Annotated in this window: 12 protein-coding genes; 4 read left to right on the top strand and 8 right to left on the bottom strand. The window is 71.7% G+C overall.

Annotated elements, in window-relative coordinates; translation table 11 throughout:
- Positions 1–51: 51 nt before the first annotated feature.
- Genes DMP23_RS44515 through DMP23_RS44490 form a run of 6 tightly spaced genes read right to left on the bottom strand, consistent with a single transcriptional unit; the run spans position 52 to position 5715 of the window.
- Positions 52–1275 carry an NAD(P)/FAD-dependent oxidoreductase gene (locus DMP23_RS44515; RefSeq protein ID WP_337824816.1) on the bottom strand — a complete coding sequence of 408 codons (1224 nt, stop codon included), beginning with the start codon at positions 1273–1275 and terminating at the stop codon, positions 52–54.
- Entirely contained in the window at positions 1272–1583 is a 312-nt protein-coding gene (locus DMP23_RS44510) for a 2Fe-2S iron-sulfur cluster-binding protein (RefSeq protein WP_337824815.1), read from the bottom strand. The genes DMP23_RS44515 and DMP23_RS44510 overlap by 4 nt, the downstream gene beginning before the upstream one ends.
- Before the next feature lies 1 nt (position 1584).
- Entirely contained in the window at positions 1585–2478 is an 894-nt protein-coding gene (locus tag DMP23_RS44505; RefSeq protein WP_337824814.1) for a fumarylacetoacetate hydrolase family protein, read from the bottom strand.
- The gene (locus tag DMP23_RS44500; protein ID WP_337824813.1) at positions 2475–3650 is read right to left on the bottom strand and encodes a helix-turn-helix domain-containing protein; all 1176 of its coding nucleotides are present in this window, start codon (positions 3648–3650) and stop codon (positions 2475–2477) included. The genes DMP23_RS44505 and DMP23_RS44500 overlap by 4 nt, the downstream gene beginning before the upstream one ends.
- Positions 3647–4489 carry a polysaccharide deacetylase family protein gene (locus DMP23_RS44495; RefSeq protein WP_337824812.1) on the bottom strand — a complete coding sequence of 281 codons (843 nt, stop codon included), beginning with the start codon at positions 4487–4489 and terminating at the stop codon, positions 3647–3649. Before DMP23_RS44495 ends, DMP23_RS44500 begins: the two co-directional genes overlap by 4 nt.
- Complete coding sequence (locus DMP23_RS44490; protein ID WP_337824811.1) at positions 4489–5715, bottom strand: cytochrome P450; 1227 nt, start codon at positions 5713–5715, stop codon at positions 4489–4491. Before DMP23_RS44490 ends, DMP23_RS44495 begins: the two co-directional genes overlap by 1 nt.
- A gap of 267 nt (positions 5716–5982) precedes the next feature.
- Between DMP23_RS44490 and DMP23_RS44485 the strand changes: the two genes are divergently transcribed.
- Positions 5983–6312 (top strand): hypothetical protein, encoded by a 330-nt coding sequence (locus DMP23_RS44485; protein ID WP_051171685.1) that lies wholly within the window; start codon positions 5983–5985, stop codon positions 6310–6312.
- Between the two features lie 76 nt (positions 6313–6388).
- On the top strand, positions 6389–7213 hold the full coding sequence (locus DMP23_RS44480; RefSeq protein ID WP_337825129.1) for a DUF72 domain-containing protein: 825 nt from the start codon (positions 6389–6391) through the stop codon (positions 7211–7213).
- A 13-nt stretch (positions 7214–7226) separates the two neighbouring features.
- Here the strand turns inward: DMP23_RS44480 and DMP23_RS44475 are convergent, their stop codons facing one another.
- A complete protein-coding gene (locus DMP23_RS44475) occupies positions 7227–7991 on the bottom strand; it encodes a helix-turn-helix domain-containing protein (protein ID WP_337824810.1) in 765 nt (254 codons plus the stop codon).
- A 74-nt stretch (positions 7992–8065) separates the two neighbouring features.
- On the opposite strand from DMP23_RS44475, the gene DMP23_RS44470 reads away from it, so the two are divergent.
- Positions 8066–9007: an amidohydrolase family protein gene (locus DMP23_RS44470; RefSeq protein ID WP_337824809.1), complete on the top strand. Its 942-nt coding sequence runs from the start codon at positions 8066–8068 to the stop codon at positions 9005–9007.
- Between the two features lie 738 nt (positions 9008–9745).
- Positions 9746–11776: a hypothetical protein gene (locus DMP23_RS44465; RefSeq protein WP_337824808.1), complete on the top strand. Its 2031-nt coding sequence runs from the start codon at positions 9746–9748 to the stop codon at positions 11774–11776.
- Here the strand turns inward: DMP23_RS44465 and DMP23_RS44460 are convergent.
- On the bottom strand, positions 11767–12720 hold the full coding sequence (locus DMP23_RS44460; RefSeq protein ID WP_337824807.1) for a M28 family metallopeptidase: 954 nt from the start codon (positions 12718–12720) through the stop codon (positions 11767–11769). The genes DMP23_RS44465 and DMP23_RS44460 overlap by 10 nt on opposite strands.
- Positions 12721–12744: the final 24 nt, after the last annotated feature.

The raw sequence follows: 12744 nt of genomic DNA, 5'->3' as shown, positions 1-12744 counted from the left end.
CGGGCCGTTTACCCGCTCCGCACTGGCGGAAACGTCCAGGTGCCGAGCGTCTCAACCGGTTCGGGCGGCTACCGCGTCGGAGAGGCGGAACTGCGGGTCGCGCGCGTCGTCCGGGCTGAGGCGCGCTTCGCCGGCGAGGAGGCGGCGCGCGGCGACGTGGTCGACCGGCCGGTTCACCGACTCGACCGCGGCGAGCCGCCCGCGGAGGAAATGCAGGACGGAGAACGCGTCTTCCCCGGCGAGGCGCACCGTCTCGGTCTCGCGGTCCGGCAGCAGTCCGGCGATCTGCAGTTTGGCCGAGAACTGCTCGGTCCAGAACCACGGCACCGCGTCGAACGGCACTGTCCGCCCGGCGAGGCGGGCGGCGAGGACGCGGGCCTGATCGGCGGCGTTCTGGACCGATTCGAGCCGTCGGCGGCGTCCGTCGCCTGCCGGGAACGAGGCGCAGTCGCCGACCGCGGAGATCAGCGGATCCGACGTGCGCAGCGCGGCGTCGACCTCCACCCCGTCGCCGACTGCCAGTCCGCACTCGCGCGCGAGCCCGGCTTCGGGCTCCACGCCGATCCCGAGCACCACGAGGTCGGCCGGGATCCGCGTGCCGTCGGCGAGTTCCACCTGCCGAACCCGGGTGTCGCCGTGGAACGCCCGGACCGTCGTGCCGGTCAGGACGCGCACGCCCTGTGCCTCGTGCAGCGCCCGGAAATGGCCGGAAATCCCGGCCGACACGACCCGCTGCATGACCCGGGGCAGGCTCTCCACGACAGTGACCGCGCAGCCCCGGCGGCGTGCGGCCGCGGCCGCTTCGAGCCCGATGAACCCACCGCCGACCACGACGACATCGCGCGCCTCGGCCAGCGCGTCCCGGACGGCCCGGGCGTCGTCCGGGACGCGCAGCACGCGGATTCCCGCGAGCCCGGCTCCCGGCACGGTTGTCTCGCGCGCCCGGCAGCCGGTCGCCAGAACCAGCTCGCGGTAGCCGAGCGACCCGCCCGACCCGAGCCGCACGACGCGCCGGTCCCGGTCGATCCGGGCGGCTGTGTCGCGCAGCAGCGTGATGCCCCGCGCCGCGTAGAACTCCGGTTTGCGGAACTCCAGCCGCGGTTCGGTGTCGCTCAGCAGCATCGCCTTCGACAACGGCGGCCGCTGCACCGGCGGGCCGTCCAGCCGGTCGACGAGGACGATCGGGACGTCGGAGCCCTCCTCGCGCAGGAACAGCGCGACGTGGAAACCGGCGTGCCCGCCGCCCACGATCACAACCGGGTCGGCGCCGGTCACTGTTCTTCGGGCAGGTCGACGAGCACGTCGTGCTCCGGCGCGGGCAGCTGGCAGCTCAGCCGGCTGGACGGGCGGCGCTCGGACGCCGTGCAGTTCAGCATCTCGTCCTCCGCCTCGCCCATCGGCGGGAAGTCGTCCGCGGCGTCCTCGGGGACGTAGACGTGACAGGTCGCGCACATGGCGTTGCCGCCGCATTCGCCGACGATTCCCTCGACGTCCCGGTCGAGGGCGGCCTGCATCAGGGGAGTGCCCGGCGGCACGTCGACGGCCCAGTCGCCGTCCGGCGCCCGGAAGATCACCTTCGGCACTTCAGATCCTCTCCAGCGAGTGCTCGACGACGGGGGAGCGCATGCGGCCGAGCCCGTCGATCTCGGCCTCGACGACGTCTCCGCCGGCGAGGAAACGGGGCGGGTCCAGCTGGAAGCCGCAGCCCGGCGGCGTGCCGGTCAGCAGGACGTCCCCCGGGCGCAGCGCCATCGACCTGCTGACCGACTCGATCAGCCCGGCGACCCCGACCGCCATGCCCGCGGTGGAGTCGTGCTGGCGGAGTTCGCCGTTGACCCACAGCCGCAGCCCGGCCCCGGCGGGGTCGAACTCGTCCGGGGTCGCCAGCCACGGCCCGGTCGGGCAGAACGAAGGGGACCCCTTCGCCCGCGCGATCTGGAACAGCAGCGGATGGTCCGCGCCCGCGCCGAAGGCGACGTCCCGCGCCGTGACGTCGTTGGCGACCATGTACCCGGCCACGTGCTTCAGCGCTTCGGCGCGCGGGATCCGTTGCCCGCCAAGGCCGACGACCACCGCGAGTTCGACCTCGTAGTCGAGCTGGCGGGTCTCCGGCGGGCAGACGATGGGGTCGGCCGGGCCGCACACGCTGCTGGCGGGCTTGAGGAACACGACCGGCTCGCCCGGGGGCCGCGCGCCGAGCACCTCGCCGCCGTGGGCCCGGTAGTTGAAGCCGATCGCGATGACTGTGCCGGGACGGGGCACCGGCGGGCCGAGCCGCGTCCCGGCCAGCGGCACCAGATCGGTGCCGGCGTGCCCGGCGACCGCGGCCCGCACCAGCGGTTCGGCGACCGGCCAGCGCGCCAGCAGTGCGCTCCATCCCCCGGCGAACGCGGCTCCGCGCAACGGAAGGATCGCGTCCGGCCGGACCAGCACCCCCGGTTCCTCCGCTCCGGGCGGTCCGAAACTGACGAGCTTCACGGGTTCCTCCTGGCTTCGGTGACGGCCGCGAACGACAGCGCCAGATCGGTGAACGACCGCATGTCGAGGCCGGTCAGCTGGTGCCATCGGGAGAGGCGGTAGGAGACGGAGTTCGGGTGCAGCGCGAGCGCGGATCCGGTGCCGCGCAAGGTGAATCCGGACTCGGCGTAGGCGACGACGGCGTCGGCGAGATCGGGCTGCTCGCGCGCGATCCGAGCCGCCGGTTCGAGGAGAGGGCCGATGAGCGGGGCGAGATCGGGGATCGTGGCGCGGAACCATTCGGTCTCGAACCGGACCGCCGCGCGGCCGTCGGCCTCGGCGAGCCGCAGGGCCCGCGCGGCGTCGCCGAGGCCGAGCCGGATCCCGGCCGGGCCCGTGCGGGCGAGCCCGATGCCGAGCGGCCGGTTCTCGCCGCCCACCTCGGCGGCGAGCGCCACGACGTCGTCGACCGCCGCGCCCTGGGACACGACCGTCATCAGCCCCGCCCGCGCGTCGACGTGCAGCACCCCGGTGATCCGCCGTCCCGCGCGCTGCAGCGCGTCGACGGATTCGCGCGGCCACCAGCGGCTTCCCGCGACGAGGACGGTGAACTCCCCGTCCGAGTCGAAGGCGAGTTCGCGCATCACGTCGGCGATGCCCTCGCCGGGCCCGTCGGCGTGCAGGAGGTCGAAAAAGCGCGCGCGCGTCTCGCGTTCGTGCTGCTCGCGGCCGCCCTGCTGAGCCACGTAAGCGTCCACGACCGCCTGGCTCATCGCCTGCGACCAGTGCGCCATCGGACCGACCAGTTCGACCAGCAGCGCTTCCGAGGCCAGCTCCGATCGCCGCAGCGCCTCCCACAAATCCCGGTGTGCGTAATGGAAAGCGGCCAGCACGTCGTACACCGGCATGTCGTAGTACGCGCGCCGCCGGGCGGAAGCGCGGATCGATTGCAGCACTTCGGGATCCGGCGGCGAACCGGCGGCGAGGCTGCGCGTCATCGTCCCGTAGAGCGCCCGGACGTTCCGGAAGTGCTCGTCCTCCGGAAGCCGCGCGTACGACGGCAGTTCGGCCCGGATCCGCGCGACCAGCCCTCGCGCCAGTTCGTCCAGGGTGTCCTCGACCGACGCCCAGAACCGGTCGCGGTCCGCCGGTCCGGGGACCGCCGACAACCGCGGCCGGGACGCCTCGCTCACCACGCCGGCGCCCGGTCGACGTGGGCGGCGGCGGGGAAGTCCGCCGGATGGCTGCGGACCCAGTCCGCGATTTCGTCGGCCCGGGCGAGCCAGACGCGGTCGTCCGCGGCGAGCCGGTCCACCAGTGTCCCGATCGCCGCGACCCGGTCGGGGCGGTCCTGCCACGGCACGTGGAAGATCAGCCCGGTGCAGCCGCCGGCGGCCGCCGTGTCGTCCACGATCGCCGCGTAGCCGTCGAGAAGTCCGCCGGGGCCGACCGGCTCGTCGCCGGGCGGCTGGCGGAGCCGGGTGAAACCGGGGATGTAGTAGGCGCCGTCGACGCCGTGCCAGGGATACGGCAGAAGCGGAAGCCTCGCCGCGTCGCCGACCGCGGTCCCGAAGGCCGTTCCGGCGAGCGAAACGTAGTCGAAGCCGTGCTCGGCCAGGAGGTCGATCGAGTGCGAACCGAGCAGTCCCGCAGGAGGCCGGGCACCGCGCGGGCGGATGCCTAGTTCGGCGAAGGCGTCCAGGCTCAGCCGGAGGGACTCGTCGATCTCCTCCGCCGACGACCGGTGCCACGGCTCGTGCAGCCAGCCGTGCCAGCCGACCTCGTGGCCCGCCTCGGCGATCGCGCGCACCGCGTCCGGGTACTGCCGGAAATTCCACGCCTCCACGAAGAACGTCGCGGAGCACTGGTGCGCGGCCAGCATCGTCAGCAAGGCCGGAAGCTCTCGCGTCACGCTGTGGTGATCGCCTGTCGGCTGGGCCGAACCGAGCTGGATCTCGGCTGCTTCGCCGAGGTGGTCGAACGTGACCGCGACCGCGCACTGCGCGCCGCCGGGGCCCCACCGGCCGCCCATCACCGACCCCGGGGCGCGACGTCGAGCCGGGAAATCATGGCGAAAGTCAGATCGGTCGTGCGGGGCGGTTCGGCGTCGCACAGTTCCAGGTCGGGCAGCCGCCGCGGCAGTTCGCGCAGCAGGATCTCTCCCTCCAGCCGGGACAACGGCGCGCCGAGGCAGAAGTGCCCGCCCGCGGTGAACGCGAGATGCCGGTTGTCGGGGCGGCGCGGGTCGAACGCGTCGGGCCGTTCGAACCGGGCCGGGTCGCGGTTCGCGGCGGCCAGCCCGAGCAGCAGATGGTCGCCCTCGGGGATCGGCGTTCCGCCCAGTTCCAGGCCGGCTCCCGCGTAGCGCCACACGAAATGCACCGGGGCCTCGAACCGCAGGTTCTCCTCCCACGCCGCCCTCGCCGCCGACGGGTCGCCGGCCAGCGCGCGGAACTCGTCTTTGTTCGAGGTCAGCGCGTAAACCGCGTTCGTCATCGCGACCATCGTCGTGTGGTAGCTGGCCACGAAGAAGCCGACCAGGGTCACCACCAGCTCCGTCCGCGACAGCCGCTCGCCGTCCGCTTCCGCGAGCAGCAGCGCGCCGACCGGGTCGTCCTCGTCGAGCTTTCCGCGCAGCGTGTCGACGATGTCGCCGATGTAGTCGAAATAGAACTGCGCCGTCGCGTCGGCTTCCGCGAGCTGTTCCGGCGTGATGTCGCCCTGGCTGAGGACGGCGTTGAGGCCGGGCATGCGCTCCAGGACCGTCGCGGCGTCGGCCATCGGCGCGTGCAGCAGCCGGCACGCGATCAGCGCCGGGATCTTCATCGCGTACTCGCGCACGAAGTCGACCACGCCGTCGCGCCCGGCCAGTTCGTCCAGCCCCGCGGTGACGATCTCCTCCACCCACGCGCGCATCCGCTTGACCGACCGCGGCTGGAACGCGGGCGACGCGAGCTTGCGCAGCCGGGTGTGCGCGGGCGCGTCCACGTTCGGCAGGGAGAACCGGTAGAACTCCGCCGCCGGGCCGGAGCCGATGTGCGCCGGGAACTCGCCGGGGTGCGGCTGCACCGCGTTCGCCGGGGACTTGAGGACCTTCTCGACCTCGGCGTACCCGGTGAGCAGCCAGGAATCCTGCCCGTTGACCACGGTCCGCGCGACCGGGGCGGCCTCGCGGAGGCGGCGGTAGGCGGCGTGCCGGTCGGCGCCGAAGGCCGGGTCTGACGGATCAAGGCGAACGACTTCTGCGGCGTTGGTCATCACGAAATCCCCTTCGATCTCGCTCGGGCACCCGGGCGTCTGCCCCGACGATGCTAAGCAGCGGCCCCGACGCGCGTCATCGGCGAAAACACGAAAATCCCCGCGCCCGTTTGTGCCTTGTCCCGAAGCCGGGAGCGGCCCCGAGACGCCGGTCACCCGCGGTCCAGTCCCAGTTGACACCCGATGCGAACACATGTTCGACTCCCGTGCGGGCCGCCGGGAACCGCGGGCGGTCCGGGAGCGGGGAAGCGAGCAGGTGAGCCTGAGGTGAGCGAGTGGCCGTCGACGGTGCGGAAAGTGGATCCGCCGATTCCGGTGTGGGTGGGCGTGCGGAAGCTGCTCGTGCTCGGCACCGAGATCCTCGCGCCGCGCGACCGCGCCGGGCTGCGGATCGAGACCGAGCATCCCGGGCTGCTGTTCGAATGGGCGCGCCGCGAGGACGGCGGGCTGCTCGGCTGGGTCACCTACCAGCTCGTCACCGGCGACGAGCAGTGGTCGCGGCCGGTCAGCCACTACGTGCCCGCGCACCTGCTCCGCCGCCGGGGACCCGCACGCCGCCACCAGTACGGCGACTACCGGCCCCGGACCCACGGATGACCGCGCCCGGGTAGTAATTTCCCTTGCGAGCGAGGGGAGCGGACGAGAAGTGGCACGGCTTCATGTCGGCTGCGCGATGTGGACGCACAAGGCGTGGCCAGGGCGGTTCCTGCCGCAGTCGCTGCCCGCGAAGGAACGCCTGCGGGCCTACGCGGGCTGGTGCAACGCGGTCGAGGGCAACACCACCTTCTACGCGACCCCGGCCCGGAGCACCGTCGAAACGTGGGCGCAGCAGACCGGCCCCGACTTCCGGTTCGTGGTCAAGGTGCCCAAGACCGTGACGCACGAGCGGCGCTTCGCCGGGGTCGAGACCGAGATGCGGGCGTTCCTGGACGCGCTCGAACCCCTCGGCGAGCGGGCCGTGCTGTGGACCCAGGTGCCCGGTTCGTTCGGCCCTTCGGACGTCGACGTGCTCGGCCGCTTCCTGCGCCGTCTCCCCGCCGGCCTGCGGCGCGCGGTGGAGGTGCGGCATCCCGAGTTCTTCGGCGACGCCAGCGCGGCGTCGCTGCTGGAAGGGACGCTCGCGACCGCGGAGGCCGAGTGGGTGCCGTTCGACACCACGGTCTTTTTCCAGCGCCCGCCGACCAGCGAGGCCGAGCAGGACGCCTGGGCGAAGAAACCGCGGCTGCCGCGCCGGACGCGAGCGCTGACCGACCGGCCGGTCGTCCGGTATCTGGGCCGGGACTCGGTGGAGGAGACGGTGGCGGGCTGGCAGCCGTGGGCCGAGGTGGTCGCCGGCTGGTTGCGGGAAGGCCGCTCGCCGACGGTTTTCCTGCACACTCCCGACAACGACGAAGCACCGGCGCTCGCCCGCCGGTTCCACGACGACGTGCGCGCGCTGGTGCCCGGCCTGGAGGCGCTGCCCGAGCCGGAGCCGGTGGAACCCGCGACGCTGTTCTGAGCAACCGGGCCGGCTACCCAGCCGGGACGAACGCGATCAGCCGCTGATGCGGATCGTCGACCACCTGCAAGACAATCTGGTCCACGGTCTCCTCGACCCCGCCCGGCAGCCGGAGCCGCACTCGCAGGTGGGTGTGCGGCCGGACGACGTCGTTGCGTTCCCAGAGCGCCGCGAACTCGGCGTCGGTCCGGAGCAGTTCGTCGATCCAGTCCCCGGTCGGCGGGCCCGCCGGGCTGCTCGCGCGCACGATGCCGATCGTCGTGCGCCGCATCGCTTCCAGGTCCGCGAACCGGCTCTGGAGCACCGGATCGGTGAACAGCATCTGCACGTACCGGCGGCGTTCCGGCGGGACCGCGCCGAAATCGGTCATCAGCCGAGCTGCGGCGGCGTTCCAGGCCAGGATCGCCGTCGCCGGTCCGACGAGCACCGCGGGAATCTCGCCCATCCGGTCGACAAGGCGGCGCAACGGATCGCTCGGCTCGGGGTTCGGCGGAGGGGTGTCGGGGACGGTGACGAGATCCAGCGCGTACTGCGTCTGGTCGTCGTCGAGCCCGAGCGCGGCGGCGATGCGGCGGACCACGTCGGCGCTCGGCATGACCCGGCCCTGCTCGATCCGCGTGTAGTACTCGTCGCTGACGAACGCCAGCGCGGCGACCTCACCGCGCCGGAGACCGGGCACCTGACGGCGGCCCGTTTCGGCGGAGACGGGCGGCGGGGCTTCGTCGCGGCGGGCGTGCAGGAACGCGCCGAGCTGGACGAGTCGCGGGTCGCGCACCATCAGCGCGGGCTCCGGGGGAGGGGGATCGGATTCTTCCCCTCCCGCGCCGGACAGCGAGGGCGCACGGTGGAGGCATGATCGACCGCGAACGCATCGACGTCCACACCCACCTGGTCCCTCCGTTCTGGGGCGAGGCCCTCGCACAGCACGGCGGCGACCCGTCGGGCTGGACGCTGCCCCCGTGGACGCCCGACGACCACCTGAAATTCGTGGACGCCAACGGCATCGCCACGAGCGTACTGTCGCTCACCGCCCCGAGCGTGACCGGCTGGTCCGGCCCGGCGCGTCGCGAGACGGCCCGCCGCGTCAACGAATACACCGCCGAGCTGGTGCGGGAACGCCCGGACCGGTTCGGGTTGTTCGCCACGGTTCCGTTGCCCGACGTCGAAGGCGCGGTAGCCGAGGTCGACCACGCGTTCGGCGCGCTCCGGGCCGACGGCGTGGTCCTGCTCTCCAACTACGACGGCGTCTACCTGGGCGACGACCGGTATGCGCCGCTCTGGGAAGCGCTCGACCGCCACCGCGCGGTGGTCTTCATCCATCCCGCGCATCCGCTCGTGCCGCTGCTGCCCGGCATCCCGGGACCGATGGTGGACTATCCGTTCGACACCACGCGCAACGCGGTGCACATGGTGTTCAACGGCATCACCGAGCGCTTCCCGAACGTGCGGATCATCCTTTCGCACGCGGGCGGTTTCGTCCCCTTCGCGGCGTTGCGGTTCTGCCAGATCCAAGCCGCGCTGGAGCCCGCCGGACCCACCGCCGACGACTGGCTGGCCCGGTTCCGCAGCTTCTACTGGGACACGGCGCTGTCGTCGGGCGAATACGCTCTCGGCGCGCTCGCCCGGTTCGCCGATCCCGCGCGGATTCTGTACGGCAGCGACTTCCCTTACGCGACAATGGAAGTGAGCACCCGGTTCACCGAGATCCTGGACACCGAAAGCGGGTTGACCGCCGAACAAAGCCGGGCGATCGACTCCGGGAACGCCCGCGCGCTGTTCCGTCGGCTGGGCTGAAACCCCGGTCAGCCCGCGTCGACGAGATCCACCGCGATGACCAACGTGCGGATCAGCGTCGAGGAACAGCCGGGCAGCGGATCGACGGCACGAGCGGTGCAGCCGGAGGCCGGCCCGAGCTTTCGCAGCTGGGCAGCGCCCTTGTCGCCTCGGAAGTCTCTGCCGGTGTGGCAGCGGCAGAGAGGGTCCGCATGAGGACACCGGCGACGACCTCCTTGGCTCGCAGCATCGGCCGCGTCGATCCGTTGTCGCCAGGTGGCTGCCGGGGGTCTTCGCCGGGGTATTCACGGCGTAGCCGGCGGTCCGGCACGAGAGCGCCCTCGCGCGCGAAGATCGGCATCGCCCGGTCGGCACGGCTCGAGCCGGGCGGCCGAGTACGGGCCAGGTTCCGCCGTCGCGGAACTGGCTGACTCAGATCGCGTCGCCCGCTCGCAGTCGCTCGACGGCGGACAATGGAGGGAACGGAGGCGCGGGCTGGGCCGGAGAAGCATCCGAAAGAGACCGAGCGGGCTTCCGGGCGAGGAGCCCGGCGCATACTCACCGTCCTTGATCGGTGCCACGATCGAGTGCCCTTCGCGATATTTCTGTTTCTCTTCCCGCCGCGTCATCCGAATTCCGTTCTCCGCCCGCCGCCTTTTCGCGAATAGCGTTGCGAGCCGCGCGAGATTATCCAGCACTGACACCGGCGAAATCCCGCGGCCGCCGAAATTGTCAGACCTCGCCGCTACCTTGCTGGGCATGACGCTTCTGGGGTTCTCCGTGGAGGACGAGTACCTGCCCGACTACGGCACCATTGTGCTTCGAGACGACGTATACCGCAGCGCGCCCGCGCTGGACAACAAACTGCTCGGCGAACTCGCGACGAACGCGTTGTCCGGCACGGTCGCGACAGCGGGCGACGGCTGGCTGCACTGCTCGGCAAGCCATCCCTGGCAAGCAGTGCGCTGCGAAGCCCACGACGGGCCGCCGGAACTGCGGCTCGAGGCATGGGAAGATGTTGTGGAGTCGCCGTTTCACAGCCGCTCCGGGGCCGTGAGCCTGGGATTGCTCACCGGCGGCGCCGGCGGCGACGCACTGAACCTGGGAGCGAAAGGCCTTTTCCGTACGCGGGTCTGCCGGAAACCGGCGGCGGCCGGGGAAGAGGGCGACGTCTGGCTGATCCAGTTCTGGCCGTCACCCGACGGACCGGAGCCGCCGCGGTGGCTCAAACGCACCCGTCCCGCGTTGCATCCGGAGGACCCGGGCTGGCAAGAGGTATTGGGTTACCACCTGATCGAAGTCTCGTGGTACTTCACGCTCGTGGGCATGTCGCGCCAGGACGGCTGGCTCGACGAACCATTGCCCGGCGAACCTCCCTCGGACACCGTGTGCGCCCAGTTGGGCGTCGACCCGCCGCGCACACGACGGGACGCGATTCCCTTGCTGGTCGCGGCAGGCCTGCTCGTGGACGACGGCACCGGCGGATACTCGGCGGGAACGCCGCGGCGCGCCACGGAGGTGCTCGACCTGCCAGCGGACCTGGCCGCCCGGTTGGACGCGGCCGCCGTCCGCGCCGTGTACATCCTGCTCGCGGCGGATCTCGTCAGCATCGCGGCGTGGTCGGATCCGGCGCACGTCAAGGATTTGGCCGCTTTGCTGGCGGTCCCGAAGGAAACCGTTGAGCCGTTGCTCGAGTATTCGCTCAGCGACAAGCTGATCCGCCGGGACAACGACACCGTCGCGGCGCTTCCCCGCCTACCACTGCGGCATGAGCCAGTGCCCCTCGTCCGAATGGTTCGCGAAGAGGAACCTCCGACTGTGGCCGGTCCTCCGCCGCGAGCCGGGTTCGTTTCCGGCGACGGCACGGTCGGCGTATGGCGCGGGGGAGAACTGGCGATCCTCGGCCGGGTCGAGAGCGACTATCGGTATCGCGCGTTCGAGACCCTGGCCGGGATTTACGTCGCCGCGTCCGGCGGGCAGGGACAGCTGATCGACTGGTCGGGCACGGCCCGGCAGCTTCCGGTGGACCTGGACATCCGGCCCGTCCGCAGCGCGGACGGACGCTACCTGGCGGGCGTGCAGACCCACATCGGCCGACGGTCGTGGGACCAGGTGCATTTGTACGACGTGACAACGGAAGAAGCGTGGAGCCTGCCCCCATCGCCTGAGCTGACCCGGAGCGTCCTGGGCATCCACGACGGCGCCGTCTACTTCACGACCGATTCGGGAGCCCTTGTCGCTTCCCGCTGGACACCGGGTGAGGAACCGGTGGACCTCGCGTCGCCAGTGCATCGGCTCGATCCGTTGTCCGGGGCGCAATTGCGCGAAGAAGCCGGGGGGCTGGCGGTATTCACCGCGTCCGGGGAACGGCGGGAAGTCCCGGAACCCCACCGCTGGCGGTTCGTGCCGGGCGGCACGCGGATGTATTCGTTCGGGTACGACCCGCCCGTCGCGCACCTGCTCGACCTTGCCACCGGGACCATCGGCGAACACCCGCTTCCCGACGGCTGCGAGTCCGGCGAAGCCGTGCCGTCCGCGCCGGTCTGGGAAACCCCCGACACCCTGGTCTTCTCCCAGCCGCACCGCGGACTGACTCGCCGCGTCGTCCGATGGCACGTGCGGCGCGACGAGTTCGAGCATTTCGACCTGCCCGAACTCGCGGGACACCGCCCGTTCCCGATCGAACCGATTCTCGCCGGAGAGCCGGACGCCCCGGGCCGCCGCCGTCTTAGCGACGGCGACCCGGGGCGGGTGCCCGGTCCTGGCGCTGGAAGTCAGGGTCAGCGATGAGCCGCCGCGACCGCCAGCTTCCACACCGCGTAGCCGATCGCGTCGGAGTTCTTCTCCAGCGGCGTGTCCGGGATGTTCGACGTCGTGTCGCAGGCGCGGTGGTAGCAGTTGTCGAACGCCGCGCCCGGCGTGCCGCCCCACTTCTGGGCCTGTTCGTAGCTCTTGATGTCGCCGGCGCCCGTCGCGAGGCCGCCGACCGGGATGCCCGCGCGCTTGAACGACGCGTGGTCGGACCGCCCGTCGCCTTCGGTGTCGCCCTCGGTCTCGATGTTGATGGAAGCGAAGTATTCGTCGAACACGGCCTTGACCGAAGCGACGTCGTCGTAGACGAAGTAGCCCCAGTTCTTCGAGCCGATCATGTCGAAGTTGAGGTAGGTGGTGATCTTCGCGCGCTCGGCGCTCGACAGCGTGCTCACGTAGTACCGCGAGCCGACCATGCCGGACTCCTCGTCGGCCCACCACGCGAACCGGACGCGCTTGGCCATCGCCGGGTTGGTGCGGGCCAGGGTCAGCGCGACCTCGAGGATCGACGCGCTGCCGGAACCGTTGTCGTTGATGCCGGGGCCTGCGCTCACCGAGTCGAGGTGCGCGCCGAGCATCAGGACCTGGTTCGCGTCGCCCTGCGGCCATTCGGCGATCAGGTTCTGCGACCGGCCGGTGCAGCTCGTGCAGGTCTGGCGTTTCGTGGTGTAGCCCGCGTTCTTGAGCAGGTTTTCCACATAGGACACCGACGCCGCGTATCCGCCGCCGCGCGGCGAGCGCGTGCCGCCGTTGTTGCGGGCGATGGCCTGGAACTGGTTGAGGTGGGTCTTGATGTTGGCCAGCGAGATGTCCGGGGCCGCGAGCGCCGAGGCGGGCGCGGCGGTGGCCGCGGGCACGCTGACGACGCCCAGTACCGCCACTAGGGCGGTGACCCCGGCGCCGATTCTTGTCTTCCACTTCATGACGGTGCGTTCCTTCGGTTGGGG

The organism is Amycolatopsis sp. A1MSW2902, from assembly GCF_017312175.1.
GTDB lineage: Bacteria > Actinomycetota > Actinomycetes > Mycobacteriales > Pseudonocardiaceae > Amycolatopsis > Amycolatopsis nivea.
The sequence above is the reverse complement of the archived record's forward strand: the minus strand, read 5'-3'. Positions and strand labels throughout refer to the sequence as shown.

Excerpts from the sequence above, each read along its gene's own strand:
- DMP23_RS44480 (WP_337825129.1), top strand. The coding sequence starts at position 6,389 with ATGTGGACGCACAAGGCGTGGCCAGGGCGGTTCCTGCCGCAGTCGCTG.
- DMP23_RS44460 (WP_337824807.1), bottom strand. The coding sequence starts at position 12,720 with ATGAAGTGGAAGACAAGAATCGGCGCCGGGGTCACCGCCCTAGTGGCG.
- DMP23_RS44465 (WP_337824808.1), top strand. The coding sequence starts at position 9,746 with ATGACGCTTCTGGGGTTCTCCGTGGAGGACGAGTACCTGCCCGACTAC.
- DMP23_RS44475 (WP_337824810.1), bottom strand. The coding sequence starts at position 7,991 with ATGGTGCGCGACCCGCGACTCGTCCAGCTCGGCGCGTTCCTGCACGCC.
- DMP23_RS44470 (WP_337824809.1), top strand. The coding sequence starts at position 8,066 with ATGATCGACCGCGAACGCATCGACGTCCACACCCACCTGGTCCCTCCG.
- DMP23_RS44495 (WP_337824812.1), bottom strand. The coding sequence starts at position 4,489 with ATGGGCGGCCGGTGGGGCCCCGGCGGCGCGCAGTGCGCGGTCGCGGTC.
- DMP23_RS44490 (WP_337824811.1), bottom strand. The coding sequence starts at position 5,715 with ATGACCAACGCCGCAGAAGTCGTTCGCCTTGATCCGTCAGACCCGGCC.